Here is a 21,340-nt window from a genome sequence, read left to right as displayed (position 1 = left end):
CGATCATGCCAATGTCTTTGCGAGACGGGATCTCGTTCACCTTCATCCGCGACCGCGCCATCTTCCTCGACGTCGATGAGGACCGCTATTTCTGCCTGGGCGCGCGCGCCAACGCGGCGTTTCTCCGGCTAAGCCAGGGCCAGGACCTTGGCGAGGACCATGTCCAGGCGCTTGGTCCGCTGATCAAGCGCGGCCAGCTGGTGGCGCGACCGGGCGGCCAGCGCCCGACCGCGGTCGCGCCGGACGCCATCCCCGTCGCCGCGATCGCCATGGGATCATTAGAGAGCGACTGGCGCGGCGCGCTCGGCGCGATGACCGCCTACGCCGTCGCCGACGCCGGCTTGAAGCTTGGCCATCTGGCCGGGATGATCCGCCGGCTGAGGCACACCGCTCCGATCTCGGCGGCGAGCCCGACCGAGGCTGGCCGACTAATGGAAACGGCCGCCGCCGTCTTCTCCCAGACCGGCCTGTTCTACTCCTTCAAGCAAGGCTGCCTGCCGCGATCCCTGGCGATCATCGGCTACCTGGCGCGACGCGGCGTGCGCGCCCGGCTCCACATCGGCGTCCAGCTGCCATTCGCCGCCCATTCCTGGGTGCAACACGACGCGACGGTCGTCGGCGACAGCCTGGATCGGATCGCGCCGTTCAAGCCGATCCTGGTGGTCTGATGCTCCGCCGTTTCGTCGCCGTGATCGCCCATGGCGCCGCGCCGTTGTCGCCCGGGCGCGCGCCGCCCGGCTTCAACCCGGTCCACGCCAGCGAACGCCTGGTCGTCCATGCCGACGGAGAGGCGATCGCGCTTGGCCGGCGCGGCGTCATCCTGGGCGCGCTCTTCACCCGAAGCGCGCCGATGCGGCGCGTGAACGCGATCGCCGACGACGACGTCGAGGGCGGCGACCCGGCCCTCGTCCAGCAACTGCTGAAAACCTACTGGGGAGGCTATGTGGCCCTTTGCGCGCCGGCCGACGGCGGCGCCCCCTGGGCCTTTCGGGACCCCTCCAGCGCGACCCAGATCTACTACTACGACACGCCGACCCACTCGGTGCTCGCTTCGGACCTGCCCGCGCTCTACGGCCACGAGGGACGTCGGCCGGCGCTCGATTGGGACTACATCGCCGCATCGGCCCAGGAGCCGCCCGAAAAGCAGCGCGAAACCGCCCATCGCGGCACCTACGAGCTGCTGGCCGGCAACACGGCGACCTTTTCGCCATCCACGGCGCAGACAGCGGCCTGGTCGCCCTGGCTCCACGTGCGGCGGCCGCGAAACGGCTCGGCCGAGGATCTGGCGCAGGAGCTACGCGCCACGATCGTCGATTGCACGCGCGCCTGGTCCGCCGGCTACCGGGGCACATCGATCGGCGTGTCCGGAGGCCTGGATTCCTCGATCATCGCCGCGATCCTCGCCAGGTCCGGCGCGGCGCCGCGGTGCTACACCATGGTGGCCGATACCCCCGACAGCGATGAGCGCCCCTATGCGCGGGCCCTGACCGATCATCTAGGTCTTGCCCTGAGCGAGGTCTTCTACCGCGTCGAGGACGTCGACCTCACGCGGACCACCTCCGACGAGCTCCCGCGCCCTGGCGCGAATTACGGGGCTCAGGCGCTCGAGCGACAGATGCTGCGCCTGCAGGAGACTTGCGGCGTCCAGGCCCACTTCTCGGGAAGCGGCGGCGACAACGTCTTCAACTACAATCCCAACGTCGCGGTGATCGCCGACCAGATCCTGGCCGAGGGCGTATCGCCCGCGCTCTTCAAGTCGGTGCTCGACTTTTCACAGGCCACCAAGGCCAGCGCCGCCTACATCCTGCGTCACGCGGCCCTGCGCGCCCTGAGACCGGGACGCTACCGCCCGACGCGAAACCCCAACCCTTTCGCCAGGCCCGCGCCGCGACAGGATCCCGAGCGGCCGATGCATCATTGGCTGCGTGATCGGGGCGGGAGCTTGCCCGGCAAGGTCCGCCATATCGCGTCCATCGGGGTTTGCGATTTTCAGGTCAACGGACCGCCCTCCGAGGGCCGCGCGCCGGTCATCACGCCCCTCATGTCCCAGCCCGTCGTGGAGCTCTGCCTCTCGATCCCGTCCTGGCGATGGTACGAGGGCGGCGCCAACCGCGGCCCGGTCCGTCGGGCCTTCGCGGACCTGCTGCCCGAGGCCGTCGCCAAGCGGACCAGCAAGGGCGGCCCCTCCAGCTTCATCGACCAGCTCTATGAGATCAATCGTTCAACCCTGCGCCGACTCCTGGGCGACGGCCGGCTCCGGCGCGACGACATCATCGACTTCGACCGTATCGACGCGGTGCTGACCTCGGACCGGCCGGCCACCCGGCCCGAGCGCCGCCATATCCTGCAACTGGCCAGTCTCGAGACCTGGACCGACCGCTGGGCCTAGGGCGCCGCCAAGGCGATCGGCGGCGCCGGATGACGCGCGCGCAGGCCCCGCCATCGCTCATATTGCGCCGCCTTGGCCGGGCTGGGGTCGATCACGTCGCGTAGCCAGAAATTGAACCAGTCGACGGCCAGGTCATAGATCGCGGCGCGATGCGACGGCTGCCACTTCACGTGATGCTCGTCGGGATAGACGTGCATTTCGGCCGGTTGGCGCGCCGCCTCAAGGGCGGTGATGGTGGGCACGGCCGATAACATCTCGCCGTCGGAAATCAGCATCAGCAGGGGGGTGTTCATGGTCCTGGCGTGCTGAGACAGCGACAGCTCGCGGTAGAAGCCGGTCCCCTCGCCGGGAAACGGCTTGCCGCTTCGCAGCTCGGCCTGAACCCCCTCGGCGTTGTGAAAGCTCATGCGGAACTCATCGTCGCAGCAATTGCTGATCGCGGCGGCGGCGAAGGTCTGGCTGTGGAGCAGGGCCCATTGCACCGCGCCCGAGCCGTCGCTCACGCCGGTGACGCCGACCCGCGCGCGGTCGATCAGGCCAGTGGCGAAGGCCGCGTCCAGCGCCGCCGCGAGAGAGGCCTGGACGTTTCGGCGTTCGGCGAAACCCGTCAGGTTGGCGCGGGCGCGGTCGGCCGGGCCGAGCGCGTCGAGATCGGGCAGCCCGCGATACCAGGGCAGGGGCCGATTGACCGACAGCACGGCAAAGCCGCTCTTGGCCAGCAGCAGTACCGGATACTGGTCGCCGGTGCCGCCGCGCAGAAAACCGCGGGCCTCGTACTGCACGACCACGAGCGGCAGCTTTTCGCCGGGCCGCCGCCGCGGCGGCAAGGTCAGGGCGCCGAAGGCTTCGAAGCCGCTCGCCGCGCGCCAACGCAGCGGCAGCACCTCGCCGAGCGCGAGCGCCTCGAACTCGGGATTGGGCTCCAGGAGCACGCGGATCGCGCCGGTGCGGATGTCAATCGTCACCAGGCGGCGGGGCTGGGCGGCGGCCTCCTCGCCACACACCAGCTCGAGGCCGGCCAGGACACACCCCACATAGTGCTTGGACGAGGCCAAGCGCCGGACCGGGGCGGCCTCGCCGCGCGTCCAGCTGTACAGGGCCGTCTCCGAGGCGCGCCATCCCTCGCGTTTCAGATAGACCACCGTCGCCCGCGACGACGCGACCCACAGGCCATAGACGCCGTCGCAGATGGGGTCTTGGCAGATCTCGGGGTCGGCCGAACGCCCCTCGACCCGCAGTCCCATGGCGGTCAGGCGGGCGCTCGGATCGAGCGACCCCGTCGGCCGGCGATCGGCCGGCGCCAAACCATAGGTCCAGGCCCGGACACCGTCGGCCCCCACGGCGAACGCCTTGGCGCCGGGGGGTCTGGCGTCCGCAGCCGGCGACCCGTCGTGATCGGCCGGGCGGTCCGAGGGCGGCCCGTCACGGTCTTCGGCGATGAAGTACCGCACCGGCGCGTCGGCGAGGTTTGGCGCCCCTCCGCCCGCCATCTCGAACGCGGCGTCATAAAGATAGCCCGTCGCCGCCTGGCGCTGGAGCCTCTGGGCTTCGGCCAGAAGGCCGGGCTTGGCGCCATAGACCACCTCGCGTCCCGTCGGCGCCCACCGGAAGCTGACGACATCGGCGGCCGAATGGGTCAGGGGCCGGGCGCGCAGGCCCGCCACGTCGGCGCGCCAAACCTGGGTCACGCCGTTGTCACGGCGCAGATAGGCGAGCGTCCTGGAGTCGGGGGCCCATTGCGGCACGACGCGAACCAGCCCGCCCGACCGCCAAAGGGCGTCCGTGGCGATCGGATCGGTCTCCAGCATGACCTCGCCCCCGACATCGATCAGCCTCAGGCGGCCGGGATGGGCGAGATCGACGACGCCGATCCCCAGGCAATAGCGGTTGGTGGCGGCGTCGGCGCGTCGGATCTGGAAAGCGATCTTCCGGCCGTCTGGCGAGACGCTGACGATGGGTCGATCCCCCACCTGCTCGGCCGTCAGGCCGATGTCGCGCAGACCGATCAGGTCATCGCGCGCGATGAGCCTTCGATCGCCGGTCTCGACCGCCGCCGGCGTCAGCCGCTGGCGACAGGCGTCTTCGGGCGACGCCGCCGCGGCGTTCGCGGCGACCGCCACCCCGGCGGCGAGCGCCAAACCCAGGACGCGCCGCATCAGAACGCCTTGGAGACGCCCAGCGTGATCAGCCGCCCCGTCGCGGCATAGGCGGTCGCGTCGAAGCTGGATTCGGCCGGCGTCGCGGATGGCACGACCGTCGGCTTGGCGTTGAAGGCGTTGATGACGCTCAGCGACACCTCCAGGCCCGCCACCCGCGACGGCGACCATTGGGCGGTCAGGTCGATGGTGGTCACCGCCTTGACGTCCTTGGGCGGCGAGACGGCGCGATAGCGCGCCGCGCCGGTGTAGGTGACATAGCCCGAGAGGGCGAGGTCGCCATCCTGCCAGGTGAGGCCCGAGCGCGAATTGAAGTGTCGCGGATAGAAGAAATTGCCGGTGATCCCGACCTCGGGCAGCGTCGACACCAGGGTCTGGGTGATGTCGAGATAGGTCGAGGTCGTCGAGACGGTGAGATCCGCGCCGTTGGCCAGGCGATGACGATAGCTGGCGGAGAGATCGAAACCCTCGATCGTCTGTCGGGTGGCGTTGGTCAGCTGCCGCGCGATGATCGCCACCACCCTGGAGGCGTCATAGGGCGTCGGTGTCGTCACCCGCAGCCCATTGGTCGCGCGGGCGATCAGCGCGGCCTGCTGGGCCACGGTCGGGTTCTTGACCACGAAGTCGACATAGAGCGGGTTGGTCAGCACGCCGGCCGAGCTGACGAAGGGCTGGACAACCCGGTCCTTGAAGGCGATGCGGTAGACACTCGCCGACACCCGCAGTCCCGGCAGAGCCTTGGGATGATACTCCCCGGTCAGGGTGGTGCTGGTCGCGCGCTCGGGCTTTAGGTCCTTGTTGCCGCCATCGATGATCAGATAGGTCGCGCCGGCCGGATACAGCGCCCCATACCCGTTGACCGTGCTGTAGCTGACCGAGGTGGTCGAATATCTCTGGCTGAAGGTCGGGGCCTTGAAGGACTTGCCCCACGAGCCCTTGAGCGTGACGTCCTCGGTGACATCGTAGATGAGCCCGAGCTTGGGCGTCGCGATCGAGTCGGCGTTGGCGTAGTCCTCGTAGCGGACCGCGGCGCTGAAATTGAGGGCGCGCGCCAGAGGCAGGTTCTGGTCGGGCCCGATCAGCGGGATCGCCAGCTCCCCGAAGCCATAGGTCACGCCCTGGACCTCGGCATAGCGGGTCGTTGAACCGCTGCTGGCGTAGCGGGAGGTGTTCTCCCGATAGCCGCCGCCCAGGGCCAGATGCGCCTGACCAGCCGGCAGGCTCAGCAGCGGCCCGTCGGCGCTCACCTCGAACGACTTCGAGCGATTGCAGAAGCAATAGGCAGTGTCGGTGGCCACGCCGCCGAGCCGCGAGGTCGTCACGCCCGACTGGTGATCGACCGCGAAGGTCGCATAACCCTCCAGCCGCCAGTCGCCTGGCAGATCCAACCTGAAATTGGGGGCGAAGGACGTCGAGCGGGTCTTGGCCAGGCCGGTGAGGCCATTGAGCGCGATGGGCGAGGCGACGTAGTAACCGACCTTGGCCCGGCTCTTGTTGAAATTGGACAGGACGTCGATCCCGACCTGGAGCCGTTCACCCAGCCCGTGGTGGGCCGAGATGAAGAGGTTGGTCCTGTCCTGTTGGGGAAACAGGGTCTCCTCTGGGTTCATGCCGGGGGTGTAGGAACGTTCACCGGCGTTGATGTCGCCGATATGGGACTGGGTGGCGGCCAGCAGCACGCCGCCCTCCCGCCAGGCCGCGCCGCCGACCAGGCTGAACTGACGCTTGTCGTAGCCGCCGTCGGTCGAGCCGCCATAGAGCGCCGACACCGTCAGGCCGTCGTAGTGGCGTCTGGTGATGATGTTGGCCACGCCGCCGACGGCGTCCGAGCCGTAGAGCGCCGAAGCGCCGTCGGTGAGGATTTCCAGCTGCTGCAGCGCGGCCAGGGGAACGGCGGTGATGTCCACGCCGCTGTTGCCGTTGGTCGACAGCCGACGGCCGTTGAGCAGGGTCAGGGTCGCGTCCGGCCCGATGCCGCGCAGGTTCAGGGTCGAGGCGCCGCCATAGTCGGCGCTGCCCGATCCGGAGCGATTGCCGCTGCCCGGATTGATGCCGCCGGCGAAGTTCTGCGGCAGCGCCCGCACCACCTCGCCAAGGTCCTGATGACCAGCCTTGCGCACGTCGTCGGCCGTCACCACCGTCAGCGGCGAGGCCGGGGGCGCGCCGCGGATCCGGGTGCCGGTGACCACCAGCTCCTCGACGATCGCCGGTTCAGCGGTCGCGGCGACCGCGACGTCCTGGGGGCCGGCGGCCTCCACAATGATGCTGCTGGCATTGACGCGGCGCGCCCGCAGGCCGCTGCCGTCCAGCAAACGGCGCAAGGCGTCGTCCGGCCGATAGGGACCCAGCACCGCCGGGGCGCGCTTGCCGCGGGTCAGTCCCGCGTCGAAGACGATGTCCTGGCCGCTCTGATGGCTGAAGGCCTCCAGCGCGCCGCCCAGCGCTTGGCTGGGAATGTCGAACCGGCGGATCTCGTCGGCCCAAGCGGGCGCGCCGATCACCGCGACCGCCGCCCCCGCCAAGGCCCAAGCCCGAACACCCAATCCGCGATGACCGACCATATCCAAACCCCCTCTAGCGCCCGCCGTTCGCGGGTCTCATGGGGTCAGATGCCGGCCGTCGCCGATCCTTCATAAAAAAGTTCTCGCCCTGAACGGCGCCGGCCATTTTTCTCCGGCGCGGATCGGGACCATTCGGATCAGGAAAAATCCGACTCCGAACAAATCGGCGACCGCACCGCCCAGACCCTGACCGTTCGAGCCGCGCCCTGCCGCGAAGGCACGGACAGGGCTCGCCCAATCCCTTGGACGTTTGCGCAAGTCTTGTTCTTCTATAGCCTTCAACGACTGAAAGACTCGGGAGCTTGGCCATGGATGACGGCAAGAAGAACCTTGCACTTACCACCGGCGTCGTCGCGGCCTATGTCGGAAACAACAGCGTCGCCATCGCCGATGTTCCGGCGCTGATCCGCGCGACCTACGCCGCGCTCACCAAGGCGGGCGCGCCTCAACCGGCCACGTCGGCCGCGAGCGCTCATCCGCGCGCCACGCCGGCCCAGATCCGCAAGTCGATCACGCCCGACGCCCTGATCAGCTTCGAGGACGGCAAACCCTATAGGACCATAAAGCGTCACCTGTCGGGCCTGGGCCTGTCGGTGGAGGACTACAAGGCCAAGTGGGGCCTGCCGGCCGACTATCCCACGACCGCCCCTAGCTACAGCGAAGCCCGGTCCCGGATGGCCAAGGCCGCGGGCCTGGGCAAAGGCGGCCGGCGCGGCGTCCGGAAGGGGCGCTAAGATCCCGGGCTGACCTTCGCCTTTTCATGCACACCCGCGACGGCTATGTCAGCCAGGGCGAGCGGCGCCTGAGGTTCGACCAAGGCGTTCGCCCCGCGGACCGTGCGCCACAAGGATGTCGAAAACTTCCTGGTCAAGATTGTCAGCTCTTCAGACGCCGTTGTGGCCTGGCACGGCGAGAGCGCGCTCTTCTTCTATAGCCCACAGGGCCGTGAATGGCCCTGGAGCGACCTCGTCGCCCTGGCCGCGATCGGCAAGGGCGCTGTGTCGCTGGACGAGAGCGGCAACTGGTGCTCTAGACCGAGCAGGGCCAAGAGGTTCGCCGCGTCAAAACCAAACACGACAACCTCTATTCGGAGATTGCGGTCCTCGAAACCGGCATCCTGCTCAGCGGGTCGGGCGAGACCGCCTTCTGGTCTTTCGACCTCGATCTCCTTCACATCAACCCCACCGCCGACGACGTCTTCGGCTTGATGCCCGATGGCGAGATCGAACGCCGCGGCGGCGCGCTGGTGCGCCGGCGGCGCGAGGGCGGCGACGAACGCCTGGCAGCCGAACCGCCGGCTGGAACATCTTTGAAGGTCGGGACCTCATCGCCGCCTGGGCTTTGGACGGCTTTGTGCAGACCTGGACTTCGGCCGGACAGCCGCTAGGCCGCTGGCTTGTTCCCGGCGGCGTGCGCGACATCTTCCAGGGCTCGGGAGATACGCTCTTCGTGCGCGGGCGCGAGCTTTGGGTGTACGCGCCGGACGGCCACATGACTGGTTGCTGACGGCCTCGCGTCCGACCTCAAGGCCAAAGGTCAATGCGCCAAAGGCGACCCGCGCCTCGACCCAATCACCTCTGATCGCGACCAGCATCCTCATTGGAAAGCCGCGCCAACAGCGACAATTCCAACGCCGACTCTAGCCCCGCCCAACCAGGGCGTGTAGACTCGTTCCAGAATTGTTCTCGCGTCCGAGCGTCCCATGGCCAAGCCCGAGCATCACCGCGCCGCCCGCGCCGAAGAGGCGCTTGCCACGCGGCGAGCCACGGGCGACACCACGACCATGGCCAACACCCTCGACCATCTGCCGGACGGCAAGCAGCGCGAGCTGGCCGTCGTGGTCGATATCCTCAAGACCGCCTTCGCCCGGGAGGTCGCCCAGCGCTCGGGCCAACTCGGCCAAGGCAAGATCCTCAAGATCATCCTGTTCGGATCCTACGCGCGGGGCGACTGGGTCGAGGATCCGGTGGGCCGCTACTTCTCCGACTACGACCTGCTCGTCGTCGTCGACCAGGAAAAGCTCGCCGACACCCTGGAGTTCTGGAGCGCAGCCGAAGAGCAGCTCCTGGCCGAACTTTCAGCCGGCCAACGCCTTCGCACCCCGGTCAACTTCATCGTCCATGATCTAACCGACGTGACCGACCAGCTCGCTCGCGGCCGCTACTTCTTCGTCGACATCCTGCGTGACGGCGTCGCCCTCTATGAGGAACCAGGCTTTTCACTCCCTGAGCCAACGCCGCTCTCGGCCAACGCAGCGCTGACGGAAAGCCAAGAGTACTATTCAGAGTGGCTAGAGAGCGCGACCGATTTCCTGGAACAGGCAAGGTTCGCGGTATCGAGGCAGCGCTCAAAAGTAGCTGCGTTCGAACTCCACCAGACCGCAGAACGCCTCTACTACTGCCTGCTCCTCGTCGTCTCCCTCTACGCCCCAAAGTCGCACAACCTCGTGCGTCTGCGCGCCCTGGCCGAGCCACTCGATCCGCGCTTGGCGGAGATCTGGCCGACCGAGACGAAATTCGAAAAGCGTTGTTTCGAGCTTCTGCGCGCCGCCTACGTCAAAGCGCGCTACTCCCCGCACTACAAAATCAGCGCCGAGGAACTGGCCTGGATCCAGGCGCGGATCGAGCGCCTGCGCGCGCTCGTCCAGGATCTCTGCGAGGCGCGCCTACGCCAGCTGAAGGAGGCGGTTTCCTAACAAAGGCCCATCCATCGAGGACACCACGCTCGTGCGCGCGTCTGCAGACTGCCCGGTTCTGACCGGGGAGGCGCCAGACACGAGGAATTCCCTATGGACACCCATCTCCACGACGCGCGCGACCCCGTCGACGTCTTCGTCGGCGGCCGGGTCCGCACGCTCCGCAAGGCCCATCGCTGGAGCCAGCAGGGTCTCGCCGCGCGGCTGGGCGTCAGCTTCCAGCAGATCCAGAAATACGAGAAGGGCGCCAACCGGATCAGCGCCTCGATGCTCCATCGCATCGCGGCCCTGTTCAGCCTGCCGGTCGGAGCTCTGTTCGACGGCCTGTCGGATCCTTCCGCTCACGGCGATGCGCCGCCCTACGGCGAAGCAGCGCCGGGCCTCAGCGCGCTGCTGGGCACCGAGGAAGGCCAAAGCCTGGCCGAGATTTTCCTGCGGATGCCCGCGTCGCTGCGCGGTCCTTTGCTCGCCATCGCCCGCGCCATGGCTTCGGCGGCCCCCTTGCTGACCGCCGAAGCCGTTCAACCGGACCAGGCCTCCGTCAGCGAAGCGGCGTCGCCCGCCAAGCCCCGGCTGGCCGTGTCGGCCGTCTGAGCGCGCCATAGCCGGGCGTAGAGACCGCCGGCCGCGAGCAGGGCGGTGTGGTCGCCACGCTCGACGATCCGCCCCTGGTCAAGAACCAGGATCTCGTCGACACTGGCCAAGGCCGACAGGCGATGGGTGACGATCAGGCAGGTGGCCTGGCGCGCCAGACCGGCCATCCCGCTCCACACGGCCTGTTCGGTCCGTGGATCAAGAGCAGCGGTGGCCTCGTCGAAGATCACCAGCCGCGCACCGCGCAACGCCGCCCGGGCGATGGCCACGCGCTGCTTTTCGCCGCCCGAAAGCTTGAGGCCGCGCTCGCCAACCCGACTGTCGAGCCCCTCAGGCAATCGGTCGAGCAGGGGCCCCAGACGGGCGGTCCGCGCCGCCGCCAGGATCGCTGCGCGATCAGCGCCGTCGCGGGCCAGGGCGATATTCTCGGCGATGGTGTCGTTGAGCAAGATGGTGTCCTGGGAGACCAGCGCCACGTTCTGGCGCACCGCCGCCAGCGGCATGTCCGACAACGGCCGGCCATCAAGCCGGATCGTTCCGCTCGACGGTTCGAAGAACCTGAGGATCAGCCGCAGCAACGACGACTTGCCCGCGCCCGAGGGTCCGACGATGGCGATCCGCGCGCCCGGCCTGGCCGCGAAACTAACCTGGTCGAGCACCACCCGTTCGCCAAAGCCGAACGACACCACCTCGAAGCTCAGCGCTGCCGGTCCGTAGGCTTCGGCCTCGTCCGCGGCATCGGCATCGGCATCGGCCATCGCCGGCTCGGCCGGTCGCGCAAGGAGCGCCAAAAGGCGCTCGAGATAGGCTTGGCCCTGGCCGATGTCGCGCACCGCGAAACCTAGCATCTCGATGGGCCGCACCAGCTGCAGCACATAGGTGTTGACCATCACGAAGGCGCCCACGGTCATACGCCCCTGACTGACGGCCAGTCCCGCCAGACTGAGCACCACGCCAAGCGCCAATGCGAAGACCATCGCGACGGCCAGGCCATTTTGCAGACGGCGGTCGAACACCGCCCGCCAGCGCCGCTCGGCGATCGCCAGCAGCATGTCGTGGCGGCGCACATAGCGGGCCTCGGCCTGGTAGGACTTGATCGCCTCGATGTTCATCAGGCCGTCGGCCATCACTCCGCCCACATCGATCTGGGCTGCCGAGACGTCACGGGCGGCCCCCTGGATGCGCGAGAGGCTCCAGGCGAACACCGCCGCATAGGCGATCAAGGCCGCGAACAGGGTGAGCCCCATGGCCGACCCGAGCACCGCGGCCAGCACCCAACCGGCCACCAGGATCTGCACCAGGATCGGCGCCACCGAAATCGCCAGGTGCATGAGGATCAGCCGTGCGCCGGCGACGCCTTCGGACAGGGTCTGCGACAGGCCGCCCGACTTGCCGTCGAGATGGACGCCGAGCGGCAAGGCCAGGAGGTGGGCGAAGGCCTGGTTGTTCAGGCGCCGGATCGCCCGCTGCTCGCCGGTCGCGTAGGCCAGCGCCTGAGCCTGCTCGCAGAGGCGCTGAAAGAGCAGGGCGCCGACATAGGCCAAGAGCGCCAGCGAAACACCCCCCCTCGTCGAGGCCTGATCGACAAGGGCCTTCAGGGCCAGCGGCGCCAGACCGGCCGAAAGTCCGCCCAGGCATACGACCAGGACGGCCGCCCCCAGCCAGAGACGCACCGGCCCGTCGGCGACACGCCGGCCCCAGTCCAGGCCAAGACCGAGCTGGGACCGCCAGGTGCTCATCGAAGGCGACTGAGGTTGGGTCACGTCACGGACGCTATCGCCGCGTGTCCCCTACGACGACGATTATAATCTTCCTCACCGCCAGCCGCAGGGCGCCCATTGATCCGATGCCTGACTATCGAGACGCGAAATGCTAACGCCGGATGTTGCCCATAGGTTGTATTTCGCTTACGCTTAGCCATTGCGCGTGCGGGTAAGCTTAAGGACAAGCGATGGCCCGATATCTCATTGCTCGGGAAATCGCCGGCAAGTCCGCGACCGCTTTCGAGCATCTGCGCCAGCTGGCGCTCGACGGCGAGCTGCCGCTCGGACGGCGCCTGGCGCCTCAGGACCTGGCCAGCTATTTCGGGGTCAGCGCCTCACCAATCCGCGACGCCTTGATGCGGCTGTCGACCGAAGGGCTGATCTCGTGGCGGATGAGCCAGGGCTTTTACGGCAAGCCCTTCGAGGTCGACGAGCAGCGCCAGCTGCTCGAAACCCTGCTGGCGCTGGTCACCAAGGCCCTGACGCTCCTGGTCGAACACCCGCCCGTAGAGATCCTGCGCCCCTTGACAACCCTCGACGTCGCGGACACGACGCCGATCGCGGCGCTGGAAGACCAGCTCGTGGGCCTTGCCGCGGCCAGCGGCAACCTCGTCCTGGCGCAGATCGTACGCTCGCTGCTGGATCGCACTCACCTCCCACGCCAGCTGGACGCGGAAACGTTCCAGGGACCCGATCAGCCGGCCGAGGCCCTGCGCCGGGTCGGCGCCGCGCTGCTGGACAAGGACTTGCCCACCGCCGAGGACGCCGTGTCGCGATTGGTGGCCGGCCGCATCGGCCGCCTGCCGGCGCTGGTCGACCAAGCCAATGCCAGGGGCTTCAGGGCCAGGCTGCTTTAGCCTGAGAGGCGGACTAGTTGGTGCTCGGCGCGTCCTCGCGCTGAAGCATGGCCACCAGGGCTGGAACCCAGCGCTGGCGGCGCTTGTGGTAGGCCGTGATCGCCTTGTCGAGGCCGCCAACGGCACCGCGCGCGGCAAGGTCCTTCAATCCATCGAGTTCAGCCCGAAGATCGGGGATCAGCCGTGGCTCCAGGCGCCGCGCCAGTCGCAAGCGTTCCGTCGTCGCCACGATGGCGCGGGCATATTCTTGATTACAAGCCGCACCGATCGAGGCGAACAGTCGCTCGGTCTCGGCCAGAACGGCTGCATCGTTGGACGGGGCGCCACGCGCCGACGGGGTCTCGCGCCCCTCGCCAAATCCAGGCGCGAGGACCGCAAGCTTCAAGGCGTGGCTGAGTAAGCCCCAGGAAAGGTCATAGAGCGCTCTCAGGCTGGTCTCGGTAACGAGCGGCGCCATGAACCCTTCGTTGGACCGCGCGTCTATGAAACGCTCGCCGGCCAGGCGATGCAGGGCGGCGCGCACAGGGGTTATGCTCCAGAAATAGCGCTCGGCCAGGACCGCCGCGTCGAGACGCTCCCCCGGCCGATAAGCCCCTTCGAGCAGTTGCGCCTTGATCGTGTCATAGGCTTGATCGCTGATTGAAAAACGTCCCACCACCACAGGCGCTCCGGTTCGGATCGACCAGCAGCGACCGCGTACGCCGGCGCGTCCCCACCGATACGATCATGTGGATCCCTTGCGGCCCCCGATCCCCAATCGCAACCTAGAGCTTTAGCCACGCCTCGCCGGACGGGAAGCAATATTTTAAATAAAGGCCAGTCATGGAAATGTCAGGTACTCGACTCTATCGAATTCGCCTCAATCAACGCCCGAACCAGCAGCACACGATCTACAGAATTTCCAAGAACGGGAGATCTTTCACGAGACGAATACAATCGACATCATCGGTGCAACTTCCCACCCCGCTCGAGCGAGCGTCCGAGAGCGACAAGTTCGAAGCCGCCCATGCTGAATGCGCGCTTAGCTCCAGACCAAAGGCTGCCTGTATGTCGCGTAGTGACTCATCGCCGACCTTAGGAAGGTCTGCTTGTTGGTAAGCGTCCACCGTCTGTGTCGATCCGGGTGACGTGACACCTGAAATCAAACCACCGATGCCTTACCGAGAACGACACGATTCCGCATTGACCTATGACGCTGTGCGTTATAGTGACTATGACGCATAACGTCATAGGGTCGTGCTCATGCCTCCTGCCTTCCAGACGCCCGGCCAGATCCTCAATGACGAGTTCATGGAGCCGCAGGGGTTGAGCCAGAACGCCCTCGCGCGGGCCATCGACGTCCCGCCCCGGCGGATCAACGAGATTATCCTAGGTAAGCGGAAGATCACCGCCGACACCGATCTGCGCCTCTGCCGCTACTTCGGCCTGGAGGCTGGCTTCTGGCTCAAGCTTCAGGTCGAAACGGACCTCGGCGCTCAACGCGCTTTGTTGAAAGAGGCCCTTGAGCACCTGCCTTCGGCGGCTGATGGCGATGCGACACGCGGTGGGATCTATGCGCGGCTGGCCGCCCGTCGGCAGGACCGGCCCGAGCTTCAGCAATGCATTCAGGAGGTGTTGGAGCAAATCGAAAGCCAACCCACCACCAGCAGTGCGCCCGGAATGCTTCTTGGCCGGATTCAATCCGGCAAGACACGCGCTTTCATCGGCGTGATTGCCAAGGCCCTCGATCGCAAGTTCGACATCGCGGTTGTGCTGACTAAGGGGACTCGGACGCTGGCGGCCCAGACGGTTGCTCGCCTGAACGCCGACTTCGCTGATGAAATCGACAACGACGAGCTATTGGTGTTCGACATCATGAAGCCGCCGGGCCGTCTGATTAAAGGCGACCTGAAGAAGAAGCTGATCATTGTAGCCAAGAAGCAGCACGACAACCTCGACCGCCTGATCCGCCTGTTCACCGAGGACTACCCGGGCCTGGCCGCCGCCAACGTTCTGCTGATCGACGACGAGGCCGATCTGGCCAGCATCCGGTTCGTTCGCAAGCGCGAGGATGACCGAATTGAACAGGGCGCGGTCGCCGCCCGGCTCGAAACCTTTCGGACGGCCGTGCGGTCTTTGGCCTTCCTGCAGGTCACGGCGACGCCGTTTTCGCTCTACCTTCAGCCCAAGGACTACCCCGACATCGACGGCGAGCCGATCTACAAGCCGATGAAGCCGGCCTTCACGGTGCTCCTGCCTCAGCACGAAGGGTATGTGGGCGGTGACACCTACTTTGGCTTGAAGGATGACAGCGCGATGGAGAACCATCTCTTCGTCGCCGTCACCCCAGAGGAGCAGGACGCGCTTCGCGAGGCCGACAAGCGCCGCATAAAACCCGCCAACGTCCTGAAAACCGCCAAGGCCGCGGGCATCGTCCGCGCCGTCGTCACGTTCGTCGCGGCGGCGTGCATCCGGCAATGGCAACAACGACACGCCGGCGCCCGACCGACCAAGTACGCGATGGTGGTCCACAATGACACCCAGCGATCGGCCCACGACTGGCAGGACGAGGTCGTCAACTGGATCCTGACCGCGATCACCGAGGCCAGCGAGGGCGACGACGCCAGCGTGCGGGAGCTTTTCTCGACCGCCTATGAGGATCTGGCGCGATCGATCGCTGCCGCAGGCGGCCAGATGCCGGATTTCGAGTCCGCGTACGAGATGTTCGTCGAAGCCTTCCAGGGCGAGGAGGTTGTGGTCGAGCGCGTGAACTCGGACGGTGACGTGATGGCCCTGCTCGACGACAAGGCAGAACTACGCCTGCGCACCGCCTTCAACGTTTTCATCGGCGGCAACATCCTGGATCGGGGCATCACCATCCCGAACCTGATCGCCTTCTACTACGGCCGAAACCCTCAGACGACGCAGGCCGATACGGTGCTGCAGCACTCTCGGATGTACGGCAATCGCCCTCGCGCGGACGTCGCGGTGACGCGTCTCTATACGTCGCCTCTGGTCTATGACCGCATGTACAAAATCAACAGCTTCGAGGTCGCGCTACGCGAGGCCTTTGAGCAGCAGGTTCACGATCAGGGCGTCGTCCTGATCCGCGCCGATGAAACCGGCCGGATCCGTCCGTGTGGCCCCGACAAGCTGATGCTCAGCGAGGTCGTTTCGATCCGAGCCGGAAAGATGTACCTGCCGTCCCGGTTCGAAACCGTCGGCGCCAAGGCCGTCGCCGCGAGCGCCGCAGCGGTTGGCAAGCTGATCCCGACCTCGATCGGCTCTGGCGACGGCGACACGACGATTGATCTCGACCTGGCCTTGAAGCTGATCGACGCCGCCCGGCCGGCCTTGGATGTCCCGCCCAGCGCCTTCGACTGGTCGGCCATGTCCGCGCTGTTGAAGTTCTATGCCGGCCGGGCCCAGGACCGCGTCGATCTCGTCGTCGCCCGAAATCGCGGCCTCGATCGTGAGCTGTCGGGGGACAAGTCGGGACGGTCGATCGTCGGCGTCGCCCTGCGCACCAAGCTCGAGCAGGTCCCGCGCCGCCGTCCCGCGCTCGTGATGCTTGAGCAACAGGGTCGGGCGGACCAAGGCTGGTCGGGGGCGCCGTTCTGGTGGCCCGTGCTGGTTGCACCGCTCGATGTCGAGCCCTGCGTCTTCGCGTCGAAGGTGGCGGCATGACCGGGTCTTCCCTTGAGCCTGAACGCGCGCTGCGCCGAACCAAGCCCACGAAGCTGAAAATCAAGGTGCCATGGCTGCTTGAGGCCCAGGGGGAGGGCGCGGTTTCAGTCGTCGCCATGGTGGTGGTGGTTGCGCTGCTGGTTGGCGTCTGCGCGTTTATCGGCAGGCTTCCGTTCTGAGCCGGGTGGCCGGCCTGTCTCTCAGTTGGTCGGCGCCGTGACCGGCGCGGCCTGAACCATGTCGACCAGAATATGCTTGAGGCTGATGGGATGGTGCCCTGACTGGAGAAGTTGGCCTTCGTAGACGGCCAGGGAGCGGGGGTAGGCTCCTAGATCCTTTAACGCCGCCGCCTCGCCGTAGACTTGGCGGATACGGCCGTCGATATGACGTAGGACGTTGGCGGCGGGCTGGGCCAGGACATAGCCCAGCATGAAACCCCACTGGTGCCCGGCGGCGTATTTACCGCTGGCGAAGCGCTCGACACCTTCGGTCACATAGCGCGTGTTCAGCCCGGGATTGTCGGCGCTGACGCGCTTGCACTCGATCGCGACATAGGCGCTCTCATCACCGAACTGATGCATGAACTGGAGCGTAATATCGATACGCCCGAGAATCCCTGGGCCGTCGGACGACATGTCGTCCAGTTCATGCTCTCCGAGCACCTGCAGGTTCGTCAAGCCGAGCTTGCGCTTGATCCGCTTCATCGCCTTGCGGACCACCTGGGTCGTTGGAACCTCGAGCATACCTGGTGACACCGACGCCCTGGCCTCGTCGGCGCCTCGACAGACCAGGTCGAGCACGGTGGCAAGCTGGTCATCGGAGAGCAAAAAGGCCGGATCGCCGTATGGAACATCAGGCGTGAGGAGCGACATCGCGCCTCCGGAACCAATGGTCGGCCAGGATGATGTCGGCGTCGTTCAGCCCCGTGCTGGGGCTCCAGTATCGCGCCTCAGTGGGCTTGAGGATGTAGACATCCCCGTCTCCATAGATCCTCAGTTCGCGCCGTTCGTTCAGATAGGGCGCCGTCTCCCCGGAAAAGGCGCCACGCAACAAGCCCGCTAGGGCGGTCATATCGTCCCGATCCCCCTTCTGAACGGACTGGCGTTCCGGAACAGCACCGGACTTCATCACGAATCGCACGGCCGTCACTCCGGGCACCCCGGCGGCCCAGTCCGTCCGCTTGAGCGGCTGTTCGTAGATTCTTGCCTCCAGGTGCCGCTCACCCTTGGCCCGCAAATAAGCGTTGACCGTGGCGGCAACCTGCTCAGCGTAGCCGGTGATCGTCTCGTCATCGGGCGGCAGGACGAGATCGCCGCGCGCCTTACGGTTCTCGAAAATCATGTGCCGCGCGCGCTCGACACTGCCCGAGGCCAGGACGCGCTCTTCGGCCTCGAGGTCGTAGAGGTCGTAGACGGCCTCATCCAACGCCAGCAGGCGATCCGGGTCATCGGGGCGGGCCGCCGCCTGCCGTTCGGCGGTGATGACCGCCTCGAGCAGGTCGGTGTCGATCTTGGTCAGATCCGGGACCCGTAAGGATAGCAGATCATGCGGCTCGACGGTCGGCCGTTCCAGACCCCAGGTCGGTCCGCCAAACGCAAATTGGAAGGCCGTGAGACTGGAATTCAGGATCCCGGACAGAACCCGCGCAAGACGCGCGTCGGCGTCACGGAAGGAAACGCCGTAGAAGTTTTGCGTATAGAGCACTGCATCGTCGTGGACTGCCGCGCTGAAACGCCCGCGTTGCGCGCCTGTGTCGTTGCCAACCTTCGCACACAGCAGCAACGGCCCCTGGAAAATCCCCTCGCGACGCGGACGATGCAAAGTCTTGTGCGCGAAGGCCGGCAGCTCCGCCTCGCGGAGTCGAAAAGGGGTAAAGACGTCTGGCGTGACCACCTTGAGGCGCTGATAGGCAGCTGGCGGCGTATTGGCGTCGCCCTTGACCTGGAACCCCTGGCCACGATGGTCTGGCTCAGTGCGGCCCAGCGCGTCGAGCACTGCGGCGAAACTGGAAAACTCCGTTTCCAATCGCTCGATCAGCCACCCGTCCCGGACGGTGCCGAAGGTCGCGGCCTTAAGAAACGGCGGCGTACGCAGAACGCGGTCGAGTGGAACCGAGCGAATTTCTCCTGGCCCGACCTGGAAAACGCCCGTCCGACGGAAATCCGGTGTCCAGGGTATGGATCCGACAAGTAGTCGCGCAGGGTCATTGGCCAGTGCGCACCGGGAAAAGAACAGCAAGGCCGGTCCGACTGCGTCCGGAAAAAGCTCCTCGCGCCGCAGGTAGGAGAGATTGACCAGTGCCGCCGGCGACAACTGCTTGAGCACCTCATCGCGCGCCTCGACCGCGTGGATGTCCTTCGAGAAGAACGGCGTGGCCTTCATGATCATGGCGATGCGGCCGTCGTCACCGGCAAGCCTCGCCGCCAAGCGAAGAAAGGCCTGATCCGGGCTACGCCGGGGCCTAAGCGCCTTCTGGTCTCCCCGCCGACGCCGAGCCGAAGTCCCTGCCTGACTCACAAAGGTCCACGGAGGATTGCCGACCACGGCGTCGAACGGCTCTGCCATCAGCGAGGGCGGCAGGGCCTCACTCAGGGAATCGGCCTCGAAGAGGTTCTGGTCGATGAGACGATGGAACTTCAGGTCGGCGACATCCGCGATGGGTTCCTGATCCAGCTCCAGTGCCGCGAGGTAGAGGCTGAACGCGGCGATGCCCAGAGCTGAGCGGTTGATATCGACGCCGAACAACTGGCCATACAGGATCTGCCGGACCACCTTACGAGAGGCGGGTTTGTCGCCGCAGGCCTTCCAAACCAGTCGACGGAAGGCCTCAACTAGGAAGGCGCCCGAGCCGCAAGCCGGATCGATGACACGGGCGTCAGCCGCCAAGCCTTCGAACACGGGATCTAAGGTCAGGTGCACCAGTTCGACTGGCGTGTAGTGAAGGCCTTGAGACTCGGCCTCGTCCGCTGCGCTCGAGCGCGCGAATTGCTGATAGATCGAACTGATCAGATCGACCGGGATGGCGTTGAAGCGGAAATTGAACAGCCGCCCTTGCCCGTGTCGTCCCGGGATCAGGCTGCGCCCTTCGATGAACTCGCGGATCAGCGCGAGATGGCCGGCCGTAAGATAGTCCCGCTCGGCCCCGGGATCATCCATTGGGAACAAATCGCCATTGAACGTGGCGCGCAGCCAATCGAACAGCGCGAACGCGGAGTCCGGGGTAGCGAACATCTGGCTCAGGTCAGCCCGAATGTGCGGCGGCAAGAACGGCTGGGCCAGTCCACGATCAAGCAAGTACCACGTAAAGATACAGCGCCCGATGAAGCGCTGCGCCAGATCGACGGCCAATTGACGCTCGTCGCCATTGTCGGCGGGGGTCAGTTTGGTCAGCTGACGTTCCAGAGCGCTGATTTCGGCCAGCAGTTCACGATCGACGCGATGGCGCCGATCGATTTTCTCGCCGATTCCGCTGGACCAGAACGCGCCGGTCTCAGTTGCCAGACGTCCGCACGTCGCATCCAGCGCCCTAAGGCGCTCGTCGGAATCGACCGCGAACTGCTCGAGCGGCGGCGGCGCTCCCGGCGAAAATGGCCCTGGCGTCGGCGGTGAGGCGTAGCAGTCATAGAGGCGAACCGTGGTGGGAGAGATCACCCACAGGAGCGGTGCAACCCCGATGTTCCAAGCCGCTTCGTGCCAGCCTCGCAATTGCTGGTCGGTGGGTTCGGTGTCGCCGGCGTCCTTGAAAATGCTCGTCGGCGCGCTCTGCGCGGCGAAGACCGCATCGGCGTTAAGGCCCACTCGCTCGTCGTGAAAGAGGGTCCGCAGACGACCCGCGCTCAAGTCCGTGCCAAGCGTCAAGCCTGGCGCGGCGCGGCCGGATCCGACGAGGTAACCGGTAGCCGTCAGCACCCGTGTGAAGGCTTCGCTCGTCATGCCGAACGCCGAAAACGTGATGTGGTCCTAGGCGCCGGGGGCACGACGCGCCGCTCGTCGGTTGGGTTGGCCACGGCGACTGCAGGGAAGAGCTCAAGCTGTCCCTGGGCGGCCGCGGGATCCGGCAGAGCGAAACCTGCTGAGAGGATCAGCAAGTGCGGTTGCAGACTGATGATGATCGCATCGCTCAGGAGCGGACCGGGAGCCTCATCGTCGATAAGCGTCCAGCGCTCCCCCCCCTGCAACGCGAGCGAACGTCCCCAAAGTGCCAAGAAGGACATGCCAAGCAGGTTGCTGCGCAGGCTGTCGAATAGCGGGATGTGCGCCTGTAGTTCGAGATGGAAATGATCGCGCAACATAACGGCGAGACGCAGCAGGAGAATGGTCTGCCAGCTATATTGCGCGGACGAACCTTGGCGCTTGGGTGGGACGTCCGCCGGAATCAGGGCACGACGGCTCGTCCATTCGCGGAGCGTGGGGCCAGTTAGGCCAGTTAGCTCGATGGCGACCCGTGTCGGGACGTAGCGCATTTTTTCCTCAAACTTCGAGTCTCGCTCCCGAACTTTAGAGAGTTCGGGTAACACACCCGACCTTTTCGGTAAACGCTGCGTCACTCTCGGTCGCATGCTGCCGAGGATTGGTGGGTGATGCACGGCACGGCCGTGACGGAGGGTCAGCTTCACAGAAAGGGTGCCGGTCGAAGGTCCAATTCCTCGAGGTCCATCA

Annotated in this window: 15 protein-coding genes; 8 read left to right on the top strand and 7 right to left on the bottom strand. The window is 66.4% G+C overall.

The features are described from left to right. The first annotated feature begins 11 nt into the window (after positions 1–11). Positions 12–668, top strand: a complete 657-nt coding sequence (locus AC1RR5_RS19860; RefSeq protein WP_492924242.1) for a lasso peptide biosynthesis B2 protein — start codon at positions 12–14, stop codon at positions 666–668. Further along, on the top strand, positions 668–2,389 hold the full coding sequence (locus AC1RR5_RS19855) for an asparagine synthase-related protein (RefSeq protein ID WP_492924240.1): 1,722 nt from the start codon (positions 668–670) through the stop codon (positions 2,387–2,389). The genes AC1RR5_RS19860 and AC1RR5_RS19855 overlap by 1 nt, the downstream gene beginning before the upstream one ends. Here the strand turns inward: AC1RR5_RS19855 and AC1RR5_RS19850 are convergent. After that, positions 2,386–4,545: an Atxe2 family lasso peptide isopeptidase gene (locus tag AC1RR5_RS19850; protein ID WP_492924238.1), complete on the bottom strand. Its 2,160-nt coding sequence runs from the start codon at positions 4,543–4,545 to the stop codon at positions 2,386–2,388. The genes AC1RR5_RS19855 and AC1RR5_RS19850 overlap by 4 nt on opposite strands. Next, complete coding sequence (locus AC1RR5_RS19845) at positions 4,545–7,106, bottom strand: TonB-dependent receptor domain-containing protein (protein WP_492924236.1); 2,562 nt, start codon at positions 7,104–7,106, stop codon at positions 4,545–4,547. The genes AC1RR5_RS19850 and AC1RR5_RS19845 overlap by 1 nt, the downstream gene beginning before the upstream one ends. Before the next feature lie 308 nt (positions 7,107–7,414). On the opposite strand from AC1RR5_RS19845, the gene AC1RR5_RS19840 reads away from it, so the two are divergent. The 3 genes from AC1RR5_RS19840 (at position 7,415) to AC1RR5_RS19830 (ending at position 10,395) form a co-directional block, all read left to right on the top strand. Then, positions 7,415–7,840 carry a Ros/MucR family transcriptional regulator gene (locus AC1RR5_RS19840; RefSeq protein ID WP_492924234.1) on the top strand — a complete coding sequence of 142 codons (426 nt, stop codon included), beginning with the start codon at positions 7,415–7,417 and terminating at the stop codon, positions 7,838–7,840. 968 nt (positions 7,841–8,808) lie between these two features. Further along, positions 8,809–9,801 (top strand): HEPN domain-containing protein, encoded by a 993-nt coding sequence (locus AC1RR5_RS19835; protein WP_492924232.1) that lies wholly within the window; start codon positions 8,809–8,811, stop codon positions 9,799–9,801. A 93-nt stretch (positions 9,802–9,894) separates the two neighbouring features. Next, positions 9,895–10,395 carry a helix-turn-helix domain-containing protein gene (locus AC1RR5_RS19830; protein ID WP_492924230.1) on the top strand — a complete coding sequence of 167 codons (501 nt, stop codon included), beginning with the start codon at positions 9,895–9,897 and terminating at the stop codon, positions 10,393–10,395. Here AC1RR5_RS19830 and AC1RR5_RS19825 read toward each other — a convergent pair. Further along, on the bottom strand, positions 10,323–12,134 hold the full coding sequence (locus AC1RR5_RS19825; protein ID WP_492924228.1) for an ATP-binding cassette domain-containing protein: 1,812 nt from the start codon (positions 12,132–12,134) through the stop codon (positions 10,323–10,325). The genes AC1RR5_RS19830 and AC1RR5_RS19825 overlap by 73 nt on opposite strands. A gap of 212 nt (positions 12,135–12,346) precedes the next feature. Here AC1RR5_RS19825 and AC1RR5_RS19820 point away from each other — a divergent pair, with 212 nt between their 5' ends. Beyond that, positions 12,347–13,015: a GntR family transcriptional regulator gene (locus AC1RR5_RS19820; protein ID WP_492924226.1), complete on the top strand. Its 669-nt coding sequence runs from the start codon at positions 12,347–12,349 to the stop codon at positions 13,013–13,015. Positions 13,016–13,028: 13 nt separating this feature from the next. Here the strand turns inward: AC1RR5_RS19820 and AC1RR5_RS19815 are convergent, their stop codons facing one another. After that, positions 13,029–13,673, bottom strand: a complete 645-nt coding sequence (locus tag AC1RR5_RS19815; RefSeq protein WP_492924224.1) for a GntR family transcriptional regulator — start codon at positions 13,671–13,673, stop codon at positions 13,029–13,031. A 584-nt stretch (positions 13,674–14,257) separates the two neighbouring features. Here AC1RR5_RS19815 and AC1RR5_RS19810 point away from each other — a divergent pair. Then, complete coding sequence (locus tag AC1RR5_RS19810) at positions 14,258–16,681, top strand: HigA family addiction module antitoxin (protein WP_492924222.1); 2,424 nt, start codon at positions 14,258–14,260, stop codon at positions 16,679–16,681. Next, entirely contained in the window at positions 16,678–16,860 is a 183-nt protein-coding gene (locus AC1RR5_RS19805; protein ID WP_492924220.1) for a hypothetical protein, read from the top strand. Before AC1RR5_RS19810 ends, AC1RR5_RS19805 begins: the two co-directional genes overlap by 4 nt. Positions 16,861–16,881: 21 nt before the next feature. Here the strand turns inward: AC1RR5_RS19805 and AC1RR5_RS19800 are convergent, their stop codons facing one another. From AC1RR5_RS19800 to AC1RR5_RS19790, 3 genes are read right to left on the bottom strand one after another with little or no spacing between them, the layout of a single operon-like run. After that, on the bottom strand, positions 16,882–17,553 hold the full coding sequence (locus AC1RR5_RS19800; protein ID WP_492924218.1) for a hypothetical protein: 672 nt from the start codon (positions 17,551–17,553) through the stop codon (positions 16,882–16,884). After that, the gene (locus AC1RR5_RS19795; RefSeq protein ID WP_492924216.1) at positions 17,534–20,614 is read right to left on the bottom strand and encodes an HsdM family class I SAM-dependent methyltransferase; all 3,081 of its coding nucleotides are present in this window, start codon (positions 20,612–20,614) and stop codon (positions 17,534–17,536) included. The genes AC1RR5_RS19800 and AC1RR5_RS19795 overlap by 20 nt, the downstream gene beginning before the upstream one ends. Beyond that, positions 20,611–21,144: a hypothetical protein gene (locus tag AC1RR5_RS19790; protein ID WP_492924214.1), complete on the bottom strand. Its 534-nt coding sequence runs from the start codon at positions 21,142–21,144 to the stop codon at positions 20,611–20,613. Before AC1RR5_RS19790 ends, AC1RR5_RS19795 begins: the two co-directional genes overlap by 4 nt. Positions 21,145–21,340 lie beyond the last annotated feature (196 nt).

Source organism: Caulobacter sp. GW821-FHT11E11 (assembly GCF_058808315.1).
This window is presented reverse-complemented; position numbering and strand designations above follow the sequence as displayed.

What these genes read in the sequence shown, in the direction of transcription:
- AC1RR5_RS19840 (WP_492924234.1), top strand. Translation starts at nt 7,415, where the DNA reads ATGGATGACGGCAAGAAGAACCTTGCACTTACCACCGGCGTCGTCGCG.
- AC1RR5_RS19820 (WP_492924226.1), top strand. Translation starts at nt 12,347, where the DNA reads ATGGCCCGATATCTCATTGCTCGGGAAATCGCCGGCAAGTCCGCGACC.
- AC1RR5_RS19810 (WP_492924222.1), top strand. Translation starts at nt 14,258, where the DNA reads ATGCCTCCTGCCTTCCAGACGCCCGGCCAGATCCTCAATGACGAGTTC.
- AC1RR5_RS19825 (WP_492924228.1), bottom strand. Translation starts at nt 12,134, where the DNA reads ATGAGCACCTGGCGGTCCCAGCTCGGTCTTGGCCTGGACTGGGGCCGG.
- AC1RR5_RS19845 (WP_492924236.1), bottom strand. Translation starts at nt 7,106, where the DNA reads ATGGTCGGTCATCGCGGATTGGGTGTTCGGGCTTGGGCCTTGGCGGGG.
- AC1RR5_RS19860 (WP_492924242.1), top strand. Translation starts at nt 12, where the DNA reads ATGTCTTTGCGAGACGGGATCTCGTTCACCTTCATCCGCGACCGCGCC.
- AC1RR5_RS19800 (WP_492924218.1), bottom strand. Translation starts at nt 17,553, where the DNA reads ATGTCGCTCCTCACGCCTGATGTTCCATACGGCGATCCGGCCTTTTTG.
- AC1RR5_RS19830 (WP_492924230.1), top strand. Translation starts at nt 9,895, where the DNA reads ATGGACACCCATCTCCACGACGCGCGCGACCCCGTCGACGTCTTCGTC.
- AC1RR5_RS19850 (WP_492924238.1), bottom strand. Translation starts at nt 4,545, where the DNA reads ATGCGGCGCGTCCTGGGTTTGGCGCTCGCCGCCGGGGTGGCGGTCGCC.
- AC1RR5_RS19795 (WP_492924216.1), bottom strand. Translation starts at nt 20,614, where the DNA reads ATGACGAGCGAAGCCTTCACACGGGTGCTGACGGCTACCGGTTACCTC.
- AC1RR5_RS19790 (WP_492924214.1), bottom strand. Translation starts at nt 21,144, where the DNA reads ATGCGCTACGTCCCGACACGGGTCGCCATCGAGCTAACTGGCCTAACT.
- AC1RR5_RS19835 (WP_492924232.1), top strand. Translation starts at nt 8,809, where the DNA reads ATGGCCAAGCCCGAGCATCACCGCGCCGCCCGCGCCGAAGAGGCGCTT.
- AC1RR5_RS19805 (WP_492924220.1), top strand. Translation starts at nt 16,678, where the DNA reads ATGACCGGGTCTTCCCTTGAGCCTGAACGCGCGCTGCGCCGAACCAAG.
- AC1RR5_RS19855 (WP_492924240.1), top strand. Translation starts at nt 668, where the DNA reads ATGCTCCGCCGTTTCGTCGCCGTGATCGCCCATGGCGCCGCGCCGTTG.